This window comes from Burkholderia sp. PvR073, assembly GCF_054055695.1.
The window spans coordinates 281785-303095 of the sequence record NZ_JBSRXO010000004.1; the positions used below are offsets into that span (position 1 = coordinate 281785).

The 21311-nt window shown below is 61.7% G+C and carries 23 protein-coding genes and 2 tRNA genes; 16 read left to right on the plus strand and 9 right to left on the minus strand.

The annotated features are described in order from the left end of the window. The first annotated feature begins 193 nt into the window (after positions 1-193). Positions 194-1564, plus strand: a complete 1371-nt coding sequence (locus tag ACVK00_RS15655; RefSeq protein WP_435521227.1) for a right-handed parallel beta-helix repeat-containing protein — start codon at positions 194-196, stop codon at positions 1562-1564. Positions 1565-1639: 75 nt separating this feature from the next. Here the strand turns inward: ACVK00_RS15655 and ACVK00_RS15660 are convergent. Both ACVK00_RS15660 and ACVK00_RS15665 read right to left on the minus strand, forming a co-directional pair. Continuing rightward, positions 1640-1716, minus strand: a tRNA-Met gene (locus ACVK00_RS15660). A 390-nt stretch (positions 1717-2106) separates the two neighbouring features. Then, a tRNA-Arg gene (locus tag ACVK00_RS15665) sits at positions 2107-2181 on the minus strand. A gap of 174 nt (positions 2182-2355) precedes the next feature. Here ACVK00_RS15665 and ACVK00_RS15670 point away from each other — a divergent pair. The 4 genes from ACVK00_RS15670 to ACVK00_RS15685 all read left to right on the plus strand — a co-directional run bounded on the left by ACVK00_RS15670 (position 2356) and on the right by ACVK00_RS15685 (position 5314). After that, on the plus strand, positions 2356-3495 hold the full coding sequence (locus tag ACVK00_RS15670; protein ID WP_354123047.1) for a site-specific integrase: 1140 nt from the start codon (positions 2356-2358) through the stop codon (positions 3493-3495). 100 nt (positions 3496-3595) lie between these two features. After that, positions 3596-4366, plus strand: coding sequence for a TIGR04255 family protein (locus ACVK00_RS15675; protein ID WP_354123046.1), 771 nt, complete (start codon positions 3596-3598; stop codon positions 4364-4366). A 1-nt stretch (position 4367) separates the two neighbouring features. After that, positions 4368-4679: a hypothetical protein gene (locus ACVK00_RS15680; RefSeq protein ID WP_354123045.1), complete on the plus strand. Its 312-nt coding sequence runs from the start codon at positions 4368-4370 to the stop codon at positions 4677-4679. After that, positions 4676-5314 (plus strand): hypothetical protein, encoded by a 639-nt coding sequence (locus tag ACVK00_RS15685; protein ID WP_354123044.1) that lies wholly within the window; start codon positions 4676-4678, stop codon positions 5312-5314. Before ACVK00_RS15680 ends, ACVK00_RS15685 begins: the two co-directional genes overlap by 4 nt. A gap of 51 nt (positions 5315-5365) precedes the next feature. On the opposite strand, the gene ACVK00_RS15690 is transcribed toward ACVK00_RS15685, so the two are convergent. The 7 genes from ACVK00_RS15690 to ACVK00_RS15720 all read right to left on the minus strand — a co-directional run bounded on the left by ACVK00_RS15690 (position 5366) and on the right by ACVK00_RS15720 (position 9696). Continuing rightward, complete coding sequence (locus tag ACVK00_RS15690; protein ID WP_354123043.1) at positions 5366-5596, minus strand: hypothetical protein; 231 nt, start codon at positions 5594-5596, stop codon at positions 5366-5368. After that, positions 5593-6129, minus strand: coding sequence for a hypothetical protein (locus ACVK00_RS15695; protein WP_354123042.1), 537 nt, complete (start codon positions 6127-6129; stop codon positions 5593-5595). The genes ACVK00_RS15690 and ACVK00_RS15695 overlap by 4 nt, the downstream gene beginning before the upstream one ends. After that, positions 6126-6479 carry a hypothetical protein gene (locus ACVK00_RS15700; protein WP_354123041.1) on the minus strand — a complete coding sequence of 118 codons (354 nt, stop codon included), beginning with the start codon at positions 6477-6479 and terminating at the stop codon, positions 6126-6128. The genes ACVK00_RS15695 and ACVK00_RS15700 overlap by 4 nt, the downstream gene beginning before the upstream one ends. Before the next feature lie 101 nt (positions 6480-6580). Then, entirely contained in the window at positions 6581-8179 is a 1599-nt protein-coding gene (locus ACVK00_RS15705) for a ParB/RepB/Spo0J family partition protein (RefSeq protein ID WP_354123040.1), read from the minus strand. Continuing rightward, positions 8179-8541: a beta-hexosaminidase gene (locus ACVK00_RS15710; protein WP_354123039.1), complete on the minus strand. Its 363-nt coding sequence runs from the start codon at positions 8539-8541 to the stop codon at positions 8179-8181. Before ACVK00_RS15710 ends, ACVK00_RS15705 begins: the two co-directional genes overlap by 1 nt. A 50-nt stretch (positions 8542-8591) precedes the next feature. Beyond that, positions 8592-8810, minus strand: a complete 219-nt coding sequence (locus ACVK00_RS15715) for a hypothetical protein (RefSeq protein WP_229050350.1) — start codon at positions 8808-8810, stop codon at positions 8592-8594. A 457-nt stretch (positions 8811-9267) separates the two neighbouring features. Then, the gene (locus ACVK00_RS15720) at positions 9268-9696 is read right to left on the minus strand and encodes a transcriptional regulator (RefSeq protein ID WP_229050349.1); all 429 of its coding nucleotides are present in this window, start codon (positions 9694-9696) and stop codon (positions 9268-9270) included. 389 nt (positions 9697-10085) lie between these two features. Between ACVK00_RS15720 and ACVK00_RS15725 the strand changes: the two genes are divergently transcribed. The 11 genes from ACVK00_RS15725 to ACVK00_RS15775 all read left to right on the plus strand — a co-directional run bounded on the left by ACVK00_RS15725 (position 10086) and on the right by ACVK00_RS15775 (position 21305). Further along, complete coding sequence (locus ACVK00_RS15725; protein ID WP_354123055.1) at positions 10086-10628, plus strand: hypothetical protein; 543 nt, start codon at positions 10086-10088, stop codon at positions 10626-10628. A gap of 121 nt (positions 10629-10749) precedes the next feature. Further along, the gene (locus ACVK00_RS15730) at positions 10750-10998 is read left to right on the plus strand and encodes a hypothetical protein (RefSeq protein ID WP_456826953.1); all 249 of its coding nucleotides are present in this window, start codon (positions 10750-10752) and stop codon (positions 10996-10998) included. 260 nt (positions 10999-11258) lie between these two features. Next, positions 11259-13766: a VapE domain-containing protein gene (locus tag ACVK00_RS15735; protein ID WP_354123054.1), complete on the plus strand. Its 2508-nt coding sequence runs from the start codon at positions 11259-11261 to the stop codon at positions 13764-13766. 220 nt (positions 13767-13986) lie between these two features. Then, on the plus strand, positions 13987-14760 hold the full coding sequence (locus tag ACVK00_RS15740; protein WP_354123037.1) for a zinc finger-like domain-containing protein: 774 nt from the start codon (positions 13987-13989) through the stop codon (positions 14758-14760). A gap of 247 nt (positions 14761-15007) precedes the next feature. Next, the gene (locus tag ACVK00_RS15745; RefSeq protein WP_354123036.1) at positions 15008-15619 is read left to right on the plus strand and encodes a hypothetical protein; all 612 of its coding nucleotides are present in this window, start codon (positions 15008-15010) and stop codon (positions 15617-15619) included. A gap of 97 nt (positions 15620-15716) precedes the next feature. After that, entirely contained in the window at positions 15717-15911 is a 195-nt protein-coding gene (locus ACVK00_RS15750) for a hypothetical protein (RefSeq protein WP_354123035.1), read from the plus strand. A gap of 90 nt (positions 15912-16001) precedes the next feature. Further along, a complete protein-coding gene (locus ACVK00_RS15755; RefSeq protein ID WP_354123034.1) occupies positions 16002-16532 on the plus strand; it encodes a MarR family transcriptional regulator in 531 nt (176 codons plus the stop codon). 1 nt (position 16533) lies between these two features. Next, on the plus strand, positions 16534-18519 hold the full coding sequence (locus ACVK00_RS15760) for a phage terminase large subunit family protein (RefSeq protein ID WP_354123033.1): 1986 nt from the start codon (positions 16534-16536) through the stop codon (positions 18517-18519). A gap of 13 nt (positions 18520-18532) precedes the next feature. Continuing rightward, positions 18533-18739 (plus strand): phage head-tail joining protein, encoded by a 207-nt coding sequence (locus tag ACVK00_RS15765; RefSeq protein WP_034188735.1) that lies wholly within the window; start codon positions 18533-18535, stop codon positions 18737-18739. Next, a complete protein-coding gene (locus ACVK00_RS15770) occupies positions 18736-20226 on the plus strand; it encodes a phage portal protein (RefSeq protein WP_354123032.1) in 1491 nt (496 codons plus the stop codon). The genes ACVK00_RS15765 and ACVK00_RS15770 overlap by 4 nt, the downstream gene beginning before the upstream one ends. Beyond that, positions 20223-21305 (plus strand): head maturation protease, ClpP-related, encoded by a 1083-nt coding sequence (locus tag ACVK00_RS15775; RefSeq protein WP_354123031.1) that lies wholly within the window; start codon positions 20223-20225, stop codon positions 21303-21305. Before ACVK00_RS15770 ends, ACVK00_RS15775 begins: the two co-directional genes overlap by 4 nt. Positions 21306-21311: the final 6 nt, after the last annotated feature.

The window sequence follows — 21311 nt, forward strand, 5'->3', positions numbered from 1 at the left end:
CTCGCGGTCGCGCGCGCCCGAATCAGCCCTGACGTTCGCGTGCTGAATAAGGTTCGGGCTTCTATGCAATGTAGGATGCGCGTCAGCCGCGATGAATGATGGAGGACTGCGAACGGTGCCTCCGCACGGAATCCATTTACAAAGTGCGCTGGCGTACTTACGATGACGCCAACTTGGGCTAGCGGAACATCGTATGCGTACAGTCGATCAGGCGATGCTTGCCGCGCTCTGCCTTTGTCTTGCCGCATGCGGCGGGGGCGACGACAACGCGGCGCCGGCACCGCAAACCGTTGCGGGTACATCGACATCTGCCGGCACGGCATCCGGCGCATCCACTTCATCGACGAATTCCGGAAGCTCCGGCCCAATCGCGGGGGCGACCGGCGCCACTCCCGGCGCGCCGCTTCCGCCGTCCAACGGCTCCAATCCAGTTCTCGTCGCCGATGTGACGGTCTCTCCGGCCGCCGACGGCAGCGATCAGGCCGACGCGTTGCAGAAAGCATTCGACAGCCTGCAGGCCGGCCAGCGCCTGGTGATCGCGCCGGGCCGCTACGTCGTCGGGCATTCGCTTGCCGTGACCGTGCCGCAGGCGGTGATTTCCGGATACGGTGCGACGCTCGCCGCCACGAATCCGGCCGACCAGACGATCGTGATGAGCGGCGCCGGTTCGACGCTCGTCGGCGTGACGCTCGCCGGCACCGGCACGACGCGGCTCACGACGCCCGAGTCGACCAAGGTCGAGGTGACGGGCGCGGACGTTCAGGTGCTCGGCGTGACGATCCAGGGCGGCGCGAGCGCGGGGATTTTCGTGTTCGGCGGCAACGGTATCGCGATCGTGGGCAATACCGTGCGCGCGACGCTGGCCGACGGCATCCACACGACTTACGGTTCGACCAACGTGCTGGTGCAGAACAATACGGTGACGGGCACCGGCGACGATCTGATCGCCGTGGTCAGTTATCTCGGCGACGGCCGGCTCAGCAGCAACGTGCTGATCGATCACAATTCAGTGTCGGGGAACTCGTGGGGGCGCGGTATTACCGTTGTCGGCGGGCAGGGCGTGACGATCTCGAACAACACGGTCGACGGCGTCGAGAAGGCGGCGGGTATTCTGGTCGCGCAGGAAGACAGCTGGAAGACTTATGGTTCATCGAACGTCGTCATCACCGGCAATACCGTGACCAACATCCAGAACTCGAACGTGAACAACGGCCTGCAGCCGACGCAACAGGGCGCGATCGAGCTGGATACGTGGACGGGAACGGTCTCGGGCGTCGCGGTGACGGATAACCGCGTGTCGGGGTCCGGTTATGCGGGGTTCCGGGCGTATGGAAACGTGTGTTCGTTCAGCGTGACGGGCAACACGTTCTCGTCGATCGCCGGGTTGCCGGTCGGTCTGTTGACGAACGGGTGCGCGGTGAGCCAGATCGTCGTCGATGCGAATCGGCTCGGGGATGGCAGTGTGCTGGCGCTGCCGGCCGGGGCGTCGTCGACAGGGACGTTTGCCGTGACGGGGGTGAATGTGAGTTTGATGCCGAAGGTCAGGGCGGGGTTGATGCGGTGAGGCTGGGGGCCGGCCGTGCTGGTACAACATGCAAATCAAAAAGCCCGCTTGCTTTCGCATAGCGGGCTTCGATGTTGGTTGCGGGGATAGGATTTGAACCTATGACCTTCGGGTTATGAGCCCGACGAGCTGCCAGACTGCTCCACCCCGCGGCGCGAAGTGTACCCCGGACTGTTGCGGTGCGTCAAATGATCAGTGATATGGCTCGTCCGGGGCGATGGCGCGTCGCCCATCAGAATGCGCTCGCTGGCATTGCCAGGGTTCTCTCGGATACCCGAGTGTTGCCTTGGTTTCGATCAAGTAACCGATCCATGTTTGTTACCGTCCGGCGGTTGGATAACACTTTGGGTAACAGCCGGAACACCTGATCGAAAAACGCGGCGCGCAGTGTCCGCGCATTCCGAAGGGCGCCGGAAGGACCCGCGCGGAATCGGCGGTTGTTTCTGCTGCTGGTCGCTGGTGGAAGTCCGCAACAAAAAAACCCGCACAGCCAAGCGTGACGGGGTTTTTGTGGCGAAGCTGGTGAAACTTTGGAGGCTCTCTGGTCCCCCCGACAGGAATCGAACCTGTATCTAGCGCTTAGGAGGCGCTTGTTCTATCCATTGAACTACGGGGAGCGGATAGCTTGAGCGGGATGGATTGAACCCTTATGAATCAGGATCTTAGCCTTGTCCCGCTTGCCTTTCAGGGATTTCCGCCTGTCCACGCGTGACGCGAAATGACAGGCTGTGAAGCATAGTTTAACGCCCCACCTGCTACAATTCTGCTACAAATCGACCCTGTAGCAGCGTATGTGGATGACGCATTGCTACAGTCCACAAACGGGGTGTTTCATGGCTTCGATCCTCAAGATCGGCGAGCGCTGGCGGGCTCAAGTCCGCCGGCGGGGACAGAGTATATCAAAGACGTTTCGAACGAAGGGTGCGGCTGAAGCATGGGCGCGTGAGATCGAGGGCGGCATCGACAAGGGGCAGGGAGCCGTCGACGAACAAACGATCACGGTCGGCGAGCTGGTGCGCTTGTATCGAAACGCACGAAGTGACTCCGGCCGGCCAGTCGCCGAGAAGTCGAATGAAGACTACATGCTCAAGCGGCTCCAAAGTCACTTTGATGACGAGGTGGCAGCGAAGCTGTCGACCAAGCGCCTGGTCAAGTTCGCGCAGGATCGTAAGAAGGAGGGCGCTGGTCAGTACACAATCGACATGGACATATCCAAGCTCGGGACTGTGTACAAGCACATGGCGTCACTACTCGATCTGCGATTGCCGCATGCGCCGAGCATTGCGCGTCCGACACTCGATCACCTGCAGCTTATCGGCCCAGGCAAACATCGCGATCGCCGGCCGACTCGGGACGAGATCGTAAAAATCTTCCAGTGGTTTGCTGAACATCCGGAGCGCGAGCAGGCGGTGCCGGATGTGATCCGCGTTGCGATGAAAAGCGCATTCCGACGCGGCGAACTGTTTCGGCTGACGTGGTCGGATCTTGACGTCGAGCGTCGGCTCGCGCTCGTCCGCGATCGCAAGCATCCGAGGCAGAAGAAAGGTAATGACGAGTGGGTGCCGCTGATAGGCGACTCGCTCGAAGTGTTGCTGCGTCAGGCGCGATATCCGGTGCCTCCAGCGTACGAGGCGAAGCGCAAGGCGGACCCGACGGTCGAGCCACATCCGAACGAGTACATCTTTCGATTCAGTAAGAGCACGGCAAGCAAGTATTTCAAGTTGGCCTGCGACACGAAAGGCATCGTGGATTTGCGCCTGCATGACATGAGGCACGAAGCGACGAGTTCGCTGTTCGAGGATGGATGGGATATTCCGGAAGTCGCCGCAGTGACAGGCCACAAAGATTGGCGTAACCTCAAACGGTATACGAATCTTGATCCGGCTCAGGTCGCGCTCAAGGGGCGAAGGAATCTAACCCCGACGGCGTAGGCTAAAGTTCGCCTGAGATGATCCGATAATATTGAGGCGACGCATCTGAGCTATGTGCTAGGATTCGCCCGTTCGACACTAGAGACCACACTACGCACTCATGGGACGGCAATACCCTCGGGTCATCAAACATTCGCCCCTGATAACGTCCACTGCGGAGTTGCGCTTTACAGCCGCGCTTCCGGTGGGGGTGGTCTTTTCGATGCTCTACACGCAGGAGCGGGACCGTTACCCGACGGTCGAGCAGCTTCCTGCGGCTAGCTTTCCGGCAGAGTTTTTGAGTGCTGACCCTAATTTAGCGTTACAGGCCCACTATAAGCTTGTGCCGGCGGCTGGCGGCCCAGCGATTCAGATCGGACCGCGCACGATTTCTGTGTCTGGAGAGCCGGATGCACCTCATCTCGACCTGGCTTACATAAATGGCGAATTACGTCGTCTCTTGAGCGTGTTCGATGGACTTGGTCTTGTAACTTCTTACGATCGGCTCGGTCTCAGATACATCAATTTCTTTGAGAAAAGAAACGTGATGGAACAATCGACGTTCGGCCTGAGCCTCGAGGGCGACAACCTGATCGGCAACACAGCGCAGCTTCGTGTCGAACTTCCGTTTCCCGGATTCACGGCAGCTTTGTCGGTGGCGACTAATGCACAAGTTGCATTCGGCAATCCGGTCGTTCGAGTTTCGCCGTCGGACGCAAAGACCGGCTCGGTTTTGGACATTGATGTGTATGCTGATCCGCTCAAGCTAAAAGACGGCAATAGACCTGATCAGTTGATCGGAATGTTTAGAGATGCGCACGATGTCGCGAAGAAGCTATTCTTCAAGGCGTTGACCGACGATCTTATTCTTGAGCTTGGGCCGGAGGACTAACATGCAAGCACGTATATCTGGCGCGCGCGCGGCGGCTGCGACTGCTGTCGCCATGATCACTTTGCCCGGGACCGCCTTTGCCAATACCCACATTGACGTCGGGGCTGCGATGTTTGCTCGCGCAGCGCAAGCTCGCTATTACGCTGTCTTCGAACAAGGCACGGCGATCAATGTCCATGTGCAGACGAACACGCCCGAAGAGAGTGGCATGGAAGCCATGATGCGTGTGGCGCACACGCTCGCTTCGCAGTCGGTTGACATCGATGCGGATATCTCGCAACTCATTGACGAAGAATTCTGGAATCTCGTATGAGCTTGCTGGACGACGCGCAGCGGTTCCTTCCGCGTCACTTGACCGAAGAAGAGACAGCGAAGCTCTTCGAAGATATCAAGATGTACCCGGGGAATCTCGACAAGCGTTTGTACATGACGCCGGTTGCGGAGGATCAACATGCCGTTCTGCAAGGGGACGGCATTAGTGGTTTGCTTGTCGTCAATCTGCCGGAACCAGAGGTTAAGCCGGTGCCGGCGCTTGTGCTGTCGAATAGCTGCGATGCTGACACAAGTAACAATCGCGCCTTCCCGACGGCGCTTTGTTATGCCCCGATCTTTCGACTCGACAAGTATCTCGATGCGTTGCGGAAACGCCAGGTGAAGACGGAGGAATACATTGTTCAGCACGAAAGCGATATTCGTCGCCAAGCTCTGACACAGATATTTTTTCTCCCGCAGTCGGGGCGATTGGAGGGCGATTCGATCGTCTTCTTGGACCGTATCAACAACTGCCAGAATAGGTCGGTAGATAGAGAGAAGCTTCCCGAGACGCGGATTTTCTCTTTGAGTCAGTACGGGCATTGGTTGCTGCTCCTCAAGCTTGCAATTCATTTCTCCCGTCTAACGGACAAGACCATTCGGAGTGCAGGCGAAAGCGGCGACGCGATGCATTGAGTCGTTTTGCTCATTCTTCCCCTGCGACTTGTCCATAACTTCCACTGAAACTCACGCGGCCTGCTTTCGCGCTTGTGCTGACATCTCATCAAGATAGTCTGCGACGGCGTCGTAAGGGGCGAAACGAGAGGCCCCCTCTTTGTACGTTGCGATCGGAAACGTCTCAGCGCTGATCTGATTGCGGATGGTTCCTTCCGACATGAGAAGGAGCTGAGCGAGCTGCGCCAGCGTCATGCGTGGGCCGTACTTCTCAAGGATGTATGCGCGGGTCAACAGGCTCACAGCGATCCCCCGTTCAGGTGGTCATGGTGGGATTCGTCGCCGGGATCTCGGTCGATGCGTTCCATCTCGGCGAAGATCAGCGCGGCGGCTTTTACCAAATTCCGTCGCGGTGTCGTCGGCTTCCACCAGTCTGTACTCCAAGGCCAGAAGTCCAAAGTAATCGCATTGCTAAAGCCGCAGGCGCTGAGAATGTATGCGGCGGCAGCTCGGGACAATTCCGCTTCGGTGTACCTGTCGTCTTGGTCGGGCGTCATGCCTTCATGCAGGATCTGTCGATGGCGCTCGGCGAGCACGTCGCGCACGGCCTTCGACATTCTCGCTGCGTCGGCCGGCGTTGCTTCGTGCTGCTCGACAGGGGATGCGGCGAGAAGGTGCATACGCTTTCGCAGTTCGCATGCCTGCTCAGTGATTCTCGTTGCCAGCTTCTTATCGGTACGCCCGCATGACAGAAGGCCGGCAGCCGTAACAACGTCAGTCAGGAACTGCGCGCTTTCCGTCAGCGCATCAGCGCGGCTCTTGTCGGTGGTGGTCATGATCGGTGTCCTCTATTGGTATCGGGGAGCGCGCGAGCGAGCTGCATAAGGCCGGTTTCGAGCGTGATGCCGGCGGTCGCGGCCCAGGTGCGTGCATCCTGCGCGGCTTTGTGACGGGCGAACGAGCCGACCTCATCGGCCATCAGGTCCAGCAGGTCGACGTCGGCCGCGTGCGAGATCTCGGTGATCAGCGTGCGGATCTGGATGCGAAGGGCGTCGAGCTGCGCGAGCCTGCCTTGGCGGGTATCCGCCAAGGCTTCGTTCGTCTGGATAGGGTTGCGCCGCGCGAGCGGCGCTTCGTCTTTCTGGATCGCTTTTGCGGGCGTCAGCCCGCCGCTGTTCGACTGCATTGAAGTACCGTTGACGCTCGCCAGTGCGATAGCCGGGCGCTTCTTCGCGTGTTCCCGCTTTCGCGGCAGCGGACGTGGGGTAGAAAGGGCCGGGCGCGGGGTCAATTTGCAGCTCCCGTCGGGAACGGCCATGCGGACGCGGGGTCGAGACCGGGCTTTGCTTTCCGTGCCGGGAATGAGGCATCGAGCAGCGCCTTATTCGACGAGATCCGCTGCTTATGCCCGATGGCCGTCAGCACATCCGACAAATCGGGGCGTTCTCCCTTGGCGGTGGCGGCTGAGAATTCAGCAGTCATGTCGGGATCTGGCATCTCGATGATCTCGTTCGCCCATTCGAGAATGCGCTTGAATGATGCTTGCTCGGCCTTTGTTCGCCCGTGAACAGGTGATTTGATTGTCTCGATAAGCCGCGCTGCGCCTGAGCGAATCGCTTGGACGCGCGTCCAAACCGCGCGCGTCTGGTGCGACACCTTCAGCGGGTCGCTGGCGAAGCTGGTGCCGGTGTTGTATTCGATCGAGTAGATCCACGCGCCGGGTGAGGGCTGTGCGACGCGAATGTATGCGAGCGGTCCCTTGATTCTTCCGGTCCGCTCCGGTCCGCACACTGTTTCAAGTGGCTTGCAGCAGCCATTTGCGTCCGGTTCGGAGACCGGCCAGACCTTTCCGGACGAGGGGCAGCCGAGTAGATCGGCGAGCGGCAGCAGCGCTGTATGAACCGCTTCGATCGTCGGCTTTGCCAGTCGGCCAAAATTCTTGTCGTGGAGTACAGCCTGCAAGGCCTGCAAAAGTTGCTTTGATTGCTTCTCGCTGATCTTGGCGGGGGCGCTTTGGCGCGACGCTGCCTGCATCGGCGCCTGCGTCTCGATCGTGGTTTCCGCGGCCGTCGACGCGACGAGCGGCGCGGCGTCGGTGTTGGCGACTGCGGGGGCTGCGTGCCCGGGCGAAGGTTCCGGGTCCGGCTGCGTGTCGAGCAGGGGCGCAGCTTCGAGGTACTTCTTCGTGACCTTCGTTTTGCCGGCTTCAGCGGCTTTGGCGATCCCGACTACGATGCGTTCGAGCGCTTTGTCGCCACCGTGCAGGCGTATCTGTTCGATGGCCAGTGTGCCGGTACATTGGCCGTTCCGTACGAGCTGATGCAATTCGGCCGGTGCACGTTCGAGCAAGCCTACGTCGCGGACCGTTTGGTCAGTGACGTTCAGGCGCTTACAGATCGCAGCAAGGGTCATGCCGTGAATGTCGCGCAGCTCTGCGACGGCAGCGGCCAGATCGAGCGGCGACGACGGTTTGCCGTTGTTGCTCAGATAGCCGTCAATCACCATTTCCGCGCGGTTGACGTTCTTCGCGTCGCGGACGACAACCGGGATCTTGCCGAGATCTTTCCCGGTTGCGATCACGTGTCCCGCCGCGAGATAGCGGTGCTGCCCCTTGTAAACATAGAGAAGATCCTTGCCGTCAACCTTTCGGGCGTAGCAATGGAGGGGGGAGCCCTTGTCGTATCCGTTCTCCCGTATAAGCGCGGCGAGGTGTGACACCCATTCGGTATCAACCGTGCGGATGTTGTCGGCTGGGTCGTAGTGCAACTGATCGTAGGGGACCATCCACAGGTCCGCTGACGTTGCGCCGGCCGCTGCTGCTGCTGCCTTGATGTTGCCGGTCGGGATCGGCGCGGTCAGGTCGAGCTGTTGCGTGCGGTCGTCCATTACGCGGCCTCCTGAGTCGCCGCCGTGCGAGCCTTGCCGGACTTCTTCGCTTTGTTGATCGCGTCCGATGCGGCCATGCCTGCCGCGCGCTTCGCGTCGCGCAGGCGCTTGATCGCACTGGCGCAGTCGCCTTCGCTCGGGATCGAGATCTGGGTGCTGGCGATCTCTGCGCCGTCGAGGATCAGATACAGCGTGTGGACGCTGTCGGCCAAGGGGCGGCGACCGACAACGTATTTGCCGATTAGGATCGGGGTCGACGGACGTCGCGCGTTCCGGTCGTATCGCGTGATGGTGCGCAGTGACAGGGTGTCGCGACGCTCAACTTCGACGACGGGAAGGGTGCGGGCTTTGGTTCGCGGCATGGTGGTCTCCATGACGCCGGGGGCGTTCGCCCCGGCAGGATCGGGGCGGTTTAGACGGTGACGTGATAGGCGGTCGTCGGTGCGACGACCGGGTCGTCCTGGAACACGTTCACGACGACAAACAGCAATGCGGCGACGACCGTCCAGCGGAAGATTTTCGACTTCTCAAAGTTGCTTTGACGGGCCGGCTCAGACGGTGTGATGTGAGGCGTGTGTTCGTCACGAAGCCATTCGTGGCGATCGGTGGACTGATGGTCGAACATTTTCATGGGCTTCTCCGATGACTGCGCGAGCGGCAGCAATGGAGTCGAATGTTAGGCATTCCTTTGCCTGATTGCAATAGGAATTCCTAACTCTTTTCGGTAGCATCGAGGTTCGTCATTGAGTTGAGCGCGGGGCGAACGCGATGAAGCTCGTTGAAAGGTGTTGTATTCTTCCGACTTAATACTGTATGTTTATACAGTGATTGAGCGAAAACATTGCCAAGGGGAGGTTGTTGCGGGGCTATGTCAACAGGGGAATTGCGCTGCAAACCGGGCGATGTGGCGATCGTCAGTCGATGCCGGAACCGGTCGCGTATCGGTGCGCTGGTGCGGGTTATCGGCCCGCACAGCGGTGAAGACTTCGATTGGGATGTGGAGCTTCTTGGAGGGCCAATCAGGGGGCGTGGAATACGTTCCGGGCAGGTCGGGACGCACCGCAGAGCCGCAGTATTCGACTGGAACCTTACCCCTCTTGTGGGTCGGGGGCATTCAGATCGAGAAGATCACCAGACTGCTGTCCGCGCAGGTCTTCAAACACCCTGAGGGTTTCAAGCAGCGCGACAAACGCTGTAGATGGCAACCCGACCTTGTCTGCTTTGGCAAGCGCGTCAACCAGCGCTTGAGCATGTGCGCCTAGCGTCTCCTGTCTCTGCGGCGCGGGCGCGTTGGCGCGGCGTTGCATCTGCCCTTCACCAGTGGCAAGCCACCAAGGATCGACGTTCAGGAATTCGGCCGCGAGCAGCAAATTCGCGCCTTCCATCTTTTTTGTCTTCCCGCTTAACCAGTCGCTGACCGAGGGTGCTCGCACTCGGCACGCTCGCGCCAGATCCGCAGCCTTTTTCTCGGGCGGCAACTTCATTGCCTGTTCCAGGCGTTCGGCTAGTGTCGTCATTAGGAAAGCCTAACTGAATGGGCATTAGGAATGCCTTGCTTTTTGTGTAAGGAGCGCCTAACATTGCGGCATGAATACGCTCCTGAATCGAGACCCGTACGCGTGTGCCGTGATCGATGCATTTGGCGGTACGGCTGCAACCGCACAACTCTGTGAAGTCCGGATGCCCTCCGTATCGGAATGGCGTCGAAACGGCATTCCGCGAGCGCGTCTGTTGTTCTTGAAGCTCGCGCGTCCCGACCTGTTTGCCTCTCTGGATTCACACGACGAGTCGTTGTGAAGCGCTCGCTGTTGCGTGACCGCATCCGATTCGTACCCCATGAGCCGAATCTTAGTTGCGGCCCCGAGTGCGCGACAGGATGAAAGCCACCGTCTACCAATCTCCCACTATGACCTGCCGATACGACAGTACCGAATGGCTGGACGTGCTCTATACGTCCGTTCGCAACACGCCGGGCGGTGTCGCCGACGCGGCGAACCATCTCACGATCCGGCGCGGTAAGAACATCACGCCGGAATCGCTTCGCCTGCGTCTGCGTGGTGTTGGCGACAGTCGTTTGTCGATGGAGATGTTCGAGCTGCTGATCGAATGGATGCAGGAAAAAGCCGAAGGCGAGGTGTATGCGCTCGACGCACTGCATGCGCTGAACGCGCGATTCGGACTGGTTGCCGAACATGTCGACGACCACGCCGCTGACGATGTCGGCGAGCCCGGCACGCTGCGTCTCGTCTCGACGGCGCTGCACCTGCAGGCGCATGTGGGTCTCGTTGCTGACGACGTGACACGTGCACTGGCGGAACAGCGGATTGACGATCAACACGCCGAGAAGATCATCGCGACCGGCCGCAAGGGCCAGCGTCTGTTCCAGCGTTTGATTCACGCTGCTCGCAATCTCGCTGCACGTCGCCGTCGTCGTCATGGAACGATTTAAACCCGGCATGGGGTGCTGCCGTCCCGACCGTGAAAGGGTCGGCCTGTGCTGCTCGCCTGAACAGCAAGTGACGTGCGCTCGCACGACGCTGGCATCCCGATTCGAGTGTGCCCCCGCCGAAGTGGGGCGCTTGCTGTCCGAACTGATCGCCACGTTCCCCGATCGCCTCGCTCCGATTCTTGCGGAAGCGAACGCAGCGGGGCGCGTGCGTCTGTTCGTCGAGCGAGCTGTGCGCCCATGCGCCGCGCTCGCAACCAAGGCGGAACGTCACGCGTTCCGCGACCAGCTTACCGATCGTCTCTGCGCGCTTGACCTTGCCGCGTTCGACGAATCCATGTCGGCGGAATGGCGTCGACTGCGCGGCAAATAAACGGAGACCCCTGTGAACGTGAACGGAATCAGCAGCGCGTTGCGACGCAGCGCATCGCAGTACAGCCGCTCGCCGAGTGGACGGCAGTCCTATGCGGCCGGGCGGGGAGCGTGGCGCAGCTTCTCTCACAAGGTCGCACGCGACCGCCGCCTCGTGGAACTGGATGCGGCTCGACGTGCGAGCTAACAGGGCGCAACTCAACGAATTGTGATCTGGCCGCGACATGCGGCCAAAGTGACTTTGACAGAGGAAATATTCATATGGCGACACTGGACCAGATCATTCAGCAATTGCGTGCGGCGGGGCATCCTGACCTGCCTGCCGGCCATCCGGTCGCGGATGGCAAACATCATCGGTACGGGCCGCGCAAAAAATACTGGTATCAGCTTCGAGAGGTCGTCAGCAAGGGCGCAGTGATCGGCTATGGCGGTACGTTCGGCCACTTCTCGGGCGACGATCCGGGCACCGAGCGTTTCGAGTGGAGCGGCGCACCGCTGAGCGAGGACGTGCTCGCGGAGACACGTCGCCGGCAGGAAGCCGCCGACCGTGAGCAGGCGGAGCGTGACGCGCGTCAGGCGAAGCTCGCCGCGAACCGCGCGCGAGATCAGTGGAACCGTGCGGCAGAGCACGGCGAGTCCACCTATCTTGAACGCAAGCGCATCACGGCCGAAGGCGTACGTTTCGACGCGGACGGCACGATGTTCGTGCCGATGTATCAATACGGCGACGATGCTCGGCTCGTCGGCCTGCAGAAGATCACCCCGGACGGCGCGAAGCGCTTCAACAAAGGCATGGAAAAGAAGGGCGCGTCGTATCTGCTCGGCGAGGTCGGCGCAGACGATCAGATCGTGCTGGTCGCCGAAGGCTACGCGACCGCGCGCTCGGTCCGCATGGCGATCGACGAGGCGTTCGCAGTCAATGTCTGCTTCGACGCGGGTGGCATCCTTCCGGCCGTGCGCTACCTGCGTGCGACGTATCCGGATGTTCATGTGCTGGTTTGCGCCGACGACGACTGGAAGATCGAGCAGCGCATGCGTGACTGGCTCGCCGACGAGTTCGCTTTCCGGGGTGAACTGGTGTTTGGTGCCGAACCGGTGCGGATCGAGGCGAAGAACACGTGGTACATGGTCGCCGCGTCACGCCGTCGTGACGACAATGGAGTGCCGTATGTCGAGGTGAGCTACGGAAACGACGTGATGCCGTTGCGCCGGAAGCGCTTCGAGAACACGGGCCTGAAGCGTGCATACGAGGCGGCAGCGACGGTCGCCGACGTCAGCGTCGTCTATCCAGCATTCGCCAATCGCGGCGAGCGCAAGCTGACCGATTTCAACGACCTGCACGTCGAAGAGGGCTTCGAGGCGGTCGAGGCGCAAGTGCAGGCGGCAATCTTGCGCGTCATCGCGCCAGCGAACGAAGAGATCCGCCCGGCGACGGTTGCGGTGTCGACCGCGGACGACACGCCGACGAAATCCGCCGCGACGTCCGCTGCCGCGAAACAGCCGGAATGGGATGGCCGTGAGGCAGAGAACGGCGCGCACACGTGGGAGCAGGATCTCGCGCGGTCGGACAAGGGTACGCTGCTGCCGACGCTCGGCAACGTGCACATGATCCTGTCGAATCACAAGGCATGGCAGGGCGTCATCGAGCAGGACGACTTCGGTGGCCGCGTGATGAAGCGCAAAGCGCCGCCGTTCCCGCAGGGCGTGAAGGGCGAGTGGACCGACATGGACGATCAGCGCTGCGCGCTTTGGTTGTCGCAGCGCTACGGCCTCTCGGTGCGCACCGATATCGTGATGAACGCGGTTCTGCTGGTGGCGGACGCGACGCACTTCCATGACGTACGCGAATACCTCGAAGGGCTGAAATGGGACGGCGTGCCGCGTGTGCGAACGATGCCGTCGACATACCTGCGCGTGGCCGACAGCGAGTATGTGCAGCTCGCGTTCATGAAGTGGACGATCGCGGCCGTCGCACGCGTGATGGAGCCGGGCTGCAAGGTCGACAACGTCCTGATCCTCGAAGGCAAGCAGGGGCATCGCAAATCGACGGCGCTGAAGGTGCTGGCCGGCGCACCGTGGTTCACCGATACGCCGATCCAGATCGGCAACAAAGACACGTACGCGGTGCTGGCCGGGAAGTGGGTGATCGAGCTGGCCGAGCTGGACTCGTTGAACAAGGCTGACTCGTCGGCGGTGAAGAGCTTCTTCGCGACGGCCGTCGACCGGTTCCGCAACTTCTACGGCAAGCGGGCGACCGACGTCCCGCGTCAGTGCGTGTTCGCCGGCTCGGTCAACTTCGACACGTACCTGAAGGACGAATCGGGCAACCGGCGTTACTGGCCGCTGCGTGTCGGTGGTCTGGTCGACATCGACGGCATTGTGGCCGTTCGTGAACAGCTTTGGGCGGAAGCCGTGTACCTGTACCGCTCGGGCGTCGTGTGGCACGTAGAAGAGCATGAGCGCCCGCTGTTCGAGATCGAACAGGCGGAGCGCTATGAAGGGGACGTGTACGAGGACAAGATCGCCAAGGCCCTGGAATTCGTGTCGCGCACGACGATGGAAGAGATCCTCGCGGACATCCTGAAGCTGGATACGTCGAAATGGACGCTGGCAGAGCAGCGCCGTATCGGCAAGGCGTTGAAGTCGCTCGGGTGGGTGCGCAAGCGCGAGTCGACCGGATCGCGCGGTTGGTACTACGTGAAGGAAGAGCAAGAGCCGGAAGCGGAGCGCGAACTGGTCGCAGCGGGCGATGACGACAGTCCGCTGTGATCGCGTGGCGCGCTGTGCCTGCACGGTAAGCGCGCCACATGCCCCGTCTTGGCGCGCTGTGGACGTCCCATGTCCCAACGTCCCAAGGCGCGGTCTCGGGCGCGGGTGCAGGGGCGCGACATGCGCGACGTGAGCGGCGCATGTCGCATGTCGCAGGCGCGCACCCCTGCAAGCTTCTTCCCTTGGGACATTGGGACATTAGGACGAGTAGGAGAGAGTGATGATCGATTTGAAAGAGCGGGTGGGCGTTGCGATGAGCGTTCGTGGTCAGTTCACCGACCCGATTGCCGATCCTAAAGTTACTTTGGGCGCGCTCGCCTTTGCGAACGATCTCGGGAGCTTGCTGGCCCGAATCAAAGCCGGGCCGCTGCCGACGCCTGCGATGGTTCGACGTGCAACGTTGCTGTTGGCGCAGATGATCCGGACGTCGGGCCGATTCAAGCGTGCGCGGTTCACGGGCCTGTCGCGCGACGAGCGTCGCGATCAACGTGCGGGGCACGCTGTCGAGCGTTCGAAGGTCGACATCGTCGAGCGCTTCGCGCTGCGGTTGCTGGACGAGTGGGTGAACGATCAGTGTGTCGAGTGCGAAGGGCGTGGCGTCGTGCGTCGCGCGCGTGCCGTCACGACATCAACGCACGCGTGTGATGTATGCGGGGGCAGCGGGAAGGTGTGTGTATCGGAGGAGCGTATCCCGTTCTTCGAAGGGCGTAACGGGCCGCTGGTCTTTCGGGAATACGAACCATGCGACGACTGCGGCGGGATGGGGCGGATCGCCGCGTCGCCGGTGTCGGATGCAAAGGGCCGGCACATCTGCCCCGACTGTTCCGGTTCCGGCAAACGGCAGGTCGACGATGCTGGCCGGGCGCACGCACTTGGTGTATCGCTCGACGAGTATCGGAAGAACTGGTCGTGGCGCTTTCACGACATGCTCGCGCTGCTGGATACGGTCGATGGATCGGTGTACGACACATTGCGTCGACAATTGCGAGGATGAAACGTATTCCATTTCAAGAGCGGATCGCGTAAACTTTGCACATCCTTTACCGCGTCACTGGATAAATGCGCGATCGCATACTCGTGTCGCAACCTTCGCCCGACAGGCGTACTGAATCGCGGGAGCGCCGCGACCAACAACGATAACTGTCTGTCGGGATCTGTTGGGAGGGCTTTCGCCCTTACGAAATGAATATCGAAGCCCTGAGTGCGCAAGCGCTCAGGGCTTTTGATCAAACGGAGGGCGCGTGGTGCAAGGAGTGGCAGCAAGTGAAGACGGGGCGGACGACGCGACTTTCGATTCGTTGCAGATGATGCGCGATCTTCGTCCAAAGCTTGAGAAATCGTTGGCGAATTTCTACGATAAGTACAAGCACCGGAGTGTCGACGATGATCACACTCTGCTGGCGATTCAGTTGCAGGTCACAATGTTCCAGTACGAAGTGACGCGCGAATTCGAGTTATTGCTTGCTCACGGCGCACAAGGGTTCGCGATGGCCGTCGCCGCCAAGGGGCTCATTCACCGTTTGGTCGAATTTGATAAGCATCTTCGAGAAGTGACGGTCCAAGAGATGCTGCGATACGCGCAAGTTCACGGCCTTGCGAACTTTGAGAGTCAAGTGCGCGCGCTGCAAAAGGAGGAGCGGCCCAATCTCGCGGTTATACGAAACTGGGAGAGGCTCAGGAATAAGGCGACTGGTCACTATGATAGCCATCTCGATGTGGTCGTCGAATTGCTTGAGACTGTCGACTTCGATGAGGTCCGAAATGCGGCGCAGGGATTTCTGATCTTCATGCTCAAATTTCTGATCCTTGTTCGAGAAGCTGTGCGTGAAGCGAAGCGAAACGAAATGAAGTGAAGTGAAGTGGTATCTAGCCGAGACGTGGTCGGCTAGATGGTTGTGTCAAAGCCCTGAGTGCGAAAGCCCTCGGGGCTTTTTGCATTGGGGCGCTGAAATGCGAATCGAGTCGACGAGCGCCGGGCCGAGCGAGGTCTGGTCGACGTGGGATGAAGATCGAAGCATGGGGCGCGTTACCGCGCGGTGCTTCGTGTTTGACGACGCAATGGACCGTGTCGTGTGGGCGATGGACCGCGCGGGCGACGGCGCGAGCGCCGATGTCGCGATCGGGGTGGGTCTGCCCACTTTTTGAGCAGGCGGGGACCCTACGGGCATCGCCATACGCGGGGGCTCGCACCCGCGTTTTTTCTCTACTGGCGAGTTTCCATAGGGGGTCATATTCATGCCGACTCAGCAGCAGATTGCCGACCATCTCGACCTTGACCAGTCGGCCGTTTCTCGGTTCGTCGACAAGGTCCGGCTCGATTACCGCGCGGTGTCGATCGACGAGATCCGCATCGCCTACATTCGGCACCTGCGCGAGGTCGCGGCCGGCCGCTCCAGCGAGACCGGGATCGATCTCGTCGCCGAGCGGGCGATGACGGAGCGCGTCGATCGCGAGATCAAGCTGCTGACGCTGGCCGAGAAGAAGGGGCAGCTCGTCAACGCGGCGCAGCTCGAACAGGCGTACGGCCTGATGGTCGGCGCATTTCAAACGGAACTGCTGTCGCTGTCCGACAAGCTGGTGCAGGAGCTGCACACGCTATACGGCGTCGAGGTGGACGTCGAATGGTTGAACGAGCATATATATGGATGCCTTGAGCAGCTTTCTGAATACGACCCAGACAGTCCACGCGGTGATTCGCCGGATCGCGAAGATGCTGTGCCCGCCGGAGCGAATTGGGACGACGGATTGGGCGCGCAAGCATCGTAGGTTGAGCGCGAAGGGATCGGCCAGCCCCGGCCGCTATAACCCGAATATCACGCCGTGGGTGTTCGGCATGCACGAAGCGCTGGACGACCCGACTGTGCAGAAGGTTGTCTGCATGAAGTCAGCGCAGGTTGCGTGGACGGACGGCGTGCTGCTGAACTACATCGGCAAGCGGATCGATGTCGACCCGTGTCCGATGATCGTCATGTTCCCGAAAGAGAAGACGGCGAAGAAGTTCAATCTGGAGAAGTTCGAACCGATGGTCGAGGTGACGCCTCGCCTGTCGGCGAAATTGCCGGTTCATGCGGCCCGCGACAAAAACAACTTGTGGGATCACAAGACGTTCGCGCGCGGCTTCTTGAAGTTCATCACATCGAACGCGCCGGACGACGTGAAGTCGACGCCGGCCCCGGTCGTCGCGGTCGAGGAACCGGACGACGCGAACACGAACGTGCGCGAACAGGGTGACTCGATCACGCTGCTGGAGGAGCGGAACAAGAGCTATTCGGCTCGGCGACGCAAGATGATCTTGGGCGGGACGCCGACCGTCGACGGCCTGTCGCGCATCCAGCAGGGCTACGCGGCTTCGGATCAGCGCGTCTATTTGGTGCCTTGCCCTGATTGCGACGAGGAGCACGAGCTGGCGTGGGAAAACGTCACCTGGAGCGAGGGCGCCGAGGTCGTGCACGAGGTCTACGGCCGCGCACAACCGGAGTCGGCACGATACACCTGCCCGCATTGCGGCTCGTTGTGGGACGACGCGACGCGCATTCGCGCCGTCCGTCGCGGTCGATGGGTTGCGACGGCACCGTTTCACGGCGTCGCCGGCTTCCGCATCAACGAGCTGGTGTCGCCGTTCCCCGGCTCGAATATGGCCGAGCTGGTCAAGAAGTGGTTGACGGCCGACAAGGCGCTGCGCGAGGGCGACGATACGAAGATGCGCTCGTTCGTGAACAACTCGCAGGGGCGAGCGTACAAATACAAGACCGACCTGCCCGAGCTGGACGTGCTCGCGCAACGGGCGCTGCCGTACGCGGAGCTGACGGTGCCGATCGGCGGGCTGCTGCTGACGCTTGGCGTCGACGTGCAGCACGACCGCCTCGCGGTCGTCGTGCGTGCTTGGGGGCGCGGCGAGGAAAGCTGGCTCGTCGTGTGGGGAGAGATCTACGGCAAGGTGACGGAGCAGCAGCAAGACCCGATGACGGGCGGGGTTTGGGGCGCGTTGACGATGCTGCTGTCTCACGCATACCGCCATGAGAATGGCTGGCTGATGCGTGTACGTGCAACGTCGATCGACTCGTCGGACGGCGCGACGTCGGACGCGGTGTACAAGTACGTGCGCGCGGCGCAGAAGGCTGGTTACAACGTCATGGCCGCCAAGGGCAGCAGCAACGTCGACGCGGAGATCTTCAGCGTGCCGAAGGCGTCGATCGACTCGACGCGCAACAACAGCAAGGCGGCGAAATACGGGCTGCGCCCGTACATGGTCGGCGTGAGCCGCGCGAAGGATCTGATCCTCGAAAACCGGCTGAAGCTCGAAGGCGACGGGCCGGGCCGCATGCACTGGTATAGCGGCGTGCGCAGCGACTACCTGTCGCAGCTCACCGCAGAGGTAAAGGTGCCCGGTCCACGTGGCGGTAAGCGCGTGTGGAAGAAGATCAGCCCGCGCAACGAGGCGCTGGACTGCGAAGGGTACGCGCTGCACGCGGCCCGCAGCGTGAAGGTGCACCTGATGACCGAGGCGCACTGGCAGGTCGAGCAGCATCGCGCGTCGCAGGTCTCGCTGTTCGATGCGGTTCCGGTGCTGGAGGCATTGCCTTCGGCGCTACCTGCAGAGGTGCTGCCCGATCCGCCCGATGAACTGGACGTCAATGAGGCTGCGCGACCGTCGCCGCCTGTAGCAAAACCCGCCGAAACCCCGCCACCGAGCGGGGTTTCGCGCATTCAGGGCCGTCGTGTTGGTCGATCAACGTACCTGAAGCGTCGCTAAACGAGGGAATCGCATGGCATACACAAAGCAGGACCTGGAGCGTATCCAGTCGGCAATCGCGAAGGGCGAGCTGGAAGTGCAGTATGCCGACCGGCGAGTGAAATATCGCTCGATCGGCGAACTGCGCGAAGCACGCACCGAGATCATTCGCGACCTGAATGGCGCTGCCGGACGTTCGTCGATCGTCCGGATTCGTCACGCGGGCAAGGGGGTGCGATGAAGTCGGGTTATCCGTCACTCGCACGGCGCGGGTTCGTGGTGCCAACGCGGCTGAAGGCGGCCGCCTATGAGTCGGCAGGCACGGCGGGCGCACGGGCGAAGTCGTGGCGGGTGTCGGGCGCGGGACCGAATGCGGCAGCGGTGCAAAACCTGCCGCTGTTGCGGTCGCGCGCTCGCGACGCGATCCGAAACGATCCGTGGGCGAAAACGGCGATCGCGCGACTCGTGTCGAACACGATCGGGAACGGCATCCAAGCGCATCCGCAGCATCCGAACGACGCGGTGCGCAAGATGCAAAAGCAACTTTGGGAGGATAGCTGCGAGGAAATCGACGCGGACGATTTGTTCGATATGGGGGGCGTGCAGACGCTCGCCGCACGTGCGTTCTTCAGTGACGGCGAGGTGTTGATCCGTCGCCGATTGCGCAGTCCGCGCGAGGGCTTGGCGGTCCCGATGCAGATCCAGCTTCTCGAAGGCGATCTGCTGCCGATGGAGAAGAACGAGATCGTACGGGACGGGGAGATCATCAACGGCGTTGAGTTCGACGCGGACGGTCGGCGGGTGGCGTATCACCTGCTCAAGCGCCATCCCGGCGAGTACGGGCGTGCGTCGACAACCAACATGCAGACCGTTCGCGTGCCGGCCGACGAGATCGCACATGTCTTTCTCGCGCTTCGGCCCGGCCAGGTGCGCGGTGTTCCGGAACTGTCGACCGTGCTGTTGCGGCTCAAGTCGCTGGACAACTTCGACGACGCGGTGCTGTTTCGGCAGGAGGTCAGCAACTTGTTTGCGGGCTTCATCACCAAGCCGCCGACCGATCCGGAAACAATCGGAGATCCCGTCACGGGCGGGGCAATGCAGTACGACGTCGACGGCTTCTCACCGGTCGTATCGCTCGAACCGGGGAGCATGCAGGAGCTGGCTCCGGGAGAGGGCGTCGAGTTTGCTGAGCCACCGGGCGCTGGAACCGACTATGCGCCGTTCATGCGGCAGCAGTTGATGGCCGCTGCGGCATCGGTTGGCATGCCGTACGAAGTCATGACGGGGGATCTGCGCGACGTGAGCGATCGCGTGCTTCGCGTGATCTTGAATGAGTTCCGCCGATCGGTCGAACAGATCCAGTGGAACGTGTTCATTCACCAGTTCTGCCGGAAGGTCTGGCGCTGGTGGGTCGACGCGTGCGCGTTGTCGGGTGCGATGCCGATGCCGGACTACTACCGCCGCCGGCGCGACTATCTGCGCGTGCGATGGGTGCCGCAGGGCTGGCCGTACATTCATCCGGTGCAGGACGTCACGGCGAAGCGGATGGAGATCCGCGCCGGGTTGGCGAGCCGGTCGGGGGCGGTGCTATCGCGTGGTGATGATCCCGAGCAGGTCGATCAAGAGAACGCGGACGATCTCGCGCGTGAGCGCCGGCTCGGGATTCGGTATGACACGCTCGATCCGGTCGACGGGGCGGGCAATCTTTCTAATGGGGATGGCGAATGAAAGGGAAGAAGCGCTGGTGGGACATCCGCGCGCAGGTGAACGCGGCGGGTGGGAATGTGGTCGAGATCCGGATCTACGGCGACATCGGATTCTGGGGCACCGACGCGGAGCTGTTTGCTTCGAAGCTCGACGAGGCGGCAGCCACGGCGACATCGATCGTTGTCGCGATCAACTCGATGGGTGGTGACGTGTTCGACGCGTTCACGATCTACAACGCGCTGCGTCGGCATGCCGGGAAGGTGACCGGCCGTGTCGACGGCGTTGCCGCGTCCGCCGCGTCGCTGATCCTGATGGCATGTGACACGATCGAGATGCCGTCGAACGCGATGCTGATGATTCACAACCCGCACACGGTCGCGGCCGGCGAGGCGGGTGATCTGCGCAAGCTCGCGGATCTGCTCGACAGCACGTCCGACAACATGCTTTCAGCGTACGTCGAGCGAAGCGGCCGGACTGAGGAGGAGGTCCGCGCGATCATGGATGCCGAAACTTGGCTGACGGCAGCGCAGGCGAAGGAGCAGGGTTTTTGCGATGCGATTGCTGACCCGATCCGAATCGCGGCATACGCGGGCGCAGCGCGGCTCGCTTCGCGCTTCTCGGCGGTCCCGGCCGAGATCAGGGCCGTGCTGGAAGACGACGGCGAGGTGTCGCCGTCTGATCCGCCACCCAATCCGCCGGCCGATCCTGCGCCGCAGCCGCAGTTGACACAGACGCCGGACGTGACGGCGCTGGCGTCGCATGTGTATGCCGCATGCCGCGACGCGCGCATCGAGCACTGCGCCGAAGGCATCGTGCTGGCCACCGGCCTGCGGGATCGCGCGAGCGTCGACGCCGCGATCCGCAACGCGCAGGACATCGCCGGTATCTGTCTGGCCGCGAGCCTGACCGAGCTGACGGCCGGCTTTGTCTCGGATGGCCTGTCGCCGGATCAGGTGCGTGCGCGGCTGTTCGAGCGCATGACGGCCTCGCAGAAGCCGATCAACCATCGTGCTGCCCCGGTTGCGTCGCAAGACGCGCCCGTGGTCGCGAATGCGCCGCGTGCGGCGTCCATCTACGCGGCTCGCAAGAGCGGCAAGTAACTTTGA

Excerpts from the sequence above, each read along its gene's own strand:
- ACVK00_RS15750 (WP_354123035.1), top strand. The coding sequence starts at position 15,717 with ATGCGAATCGAGTCGACGAGCGCCGGGCCGAGCGAGGTCTGGTCGACG.
- ACVK00_RS15675 (WP_354123046.1), top strand. The coding sequence starts at position 3,596 with ATGGGACGGCAATACCCTCGGGTCATCAAACATTCGCCCCTGATAACG.
- ACVK00_RS15680 (WP_354123045.1), top strand. The coding sequence starts at position 4,368 with ATGCAAGCACGTATATCTGGCGCGCGCGCGGCGGCTGCGACTGCTGTC.
- ACVK00_RS15655 (WP_435521227.1), top strand. The coding sequence starts at position 194 with ATGCGTACAGTCGATCAGGCGATGCTTGCCGCGCTCTGCCTTTGTCTT.
- ACVK00_RS15725 (WP_354123055.1), top strand. The coding sequence starts at position 10,086 with ATGACCTGCCGATACGACAGTACCGAATGGCTGGACGTGCTCTATACG.
- ACVK00_RS15715 (WP_229050350.1), bottom strand. The coding sequence starts at position 8,810 with ATGAAAATGTTCGACCATCAGTCCACCGATCGCCACGAATGGCTTCGT.
- ACVK00_RS15700 (WP_354123041.1), bottom strand. The coding sequence starts at position 6,479 with ATGCAGTCGAACAGCGGCGGGCTGACGCCCGCAAAAGCGATCCAGAAA.
- ACVK00_RS15755 (WP_354123034.1), top strand. The coding sequence starts at position 16,002 with ATGCCGACTCAGCAGCAGATTGCCGACCATCTCGACCTTGACCAGTCG.
- ACVK00_RS15705 (WP_354123040.1), bottom strand. The coding sequence starts at position 8,179 with ATGGACGACCGCACGCAACAGCTCGACCTGACCGCGCCGATCCCGACC.
- ACVK00_RS15720 (WP_229050349.1), bottom strand. The coding sequence starts at position 9,696 with ATGACGACACTAGCCGAACGCCTGGAACAGGCAATGAAGTTGCCGCCC.
- ACVK00_RS15740 (WP_354123037.1), top strand. The coding sequence starts at position 13,987 with ATGATCGATTTGAAAGAGCGGGTGGGCGTTGCGATGAGCGTTCGTGGT.
- ACVK00_RS15775 (WP_354123031.1), top strand. The coding sequence starts at position 20,223 with ATGAAAGGGAAGAAGCGCTGGTGGGACATCCGCGCGCAGGTGAACGCG.
- ACVK00_RS15685 (WP_354123044.1), top strand. The coding sequence starts at position 4,676 with ATGAGCTTGCTGGACGACGCGCAGCGGTTCCTTCCGCGTCACTTGACC.
- ACVK00_RS15695 (WP_354123042.1), bottom strand. The coding sequence starts at position 6,129 with ATGACCACCACCGACAAGAGCCGCGCTGATGCGCTGACGGAAAGCGCG.
- ACVK00_RS15735 (WP_354123054.1), top strand. The coding sequence starts at position 11,259 with ATGGCGACACTGGACCAGATCATTCAGCAATTGCGTGCGGCGGGGCAT.
- ACVK00_RS15710 (WP_354123039.1), bottom strand. The coding sequence starts at position 8,541 with ATGCCGCGAACCAAAGCCCGCACCCTTCCCGTCGTCGAAGTTGAGCGT.
- ACVK00_RS15765 (WP_034188735.1), top strand. The coding sequence starts at position 18,533 with ATGGCATACACAAAGCAGGACCTGGAGCGTATCCAGTCGGCAATCGCG.
- ACVK00_RS15770 (WP_354123032.1), top strand. The coding sequence starts at position 18,736 with ATGAAGTCGGGTTATCCGTCACTCGCACGGCGCGGGTTCGTGGTGCCA.
- ACVK00_RS15670 (WP_354123047.1), top strand. The coding sequence starts at position 2,356 with ATGTGGATGACGCATTGCTACAGTCCACAAACGGGGTGTTTCATGGCT.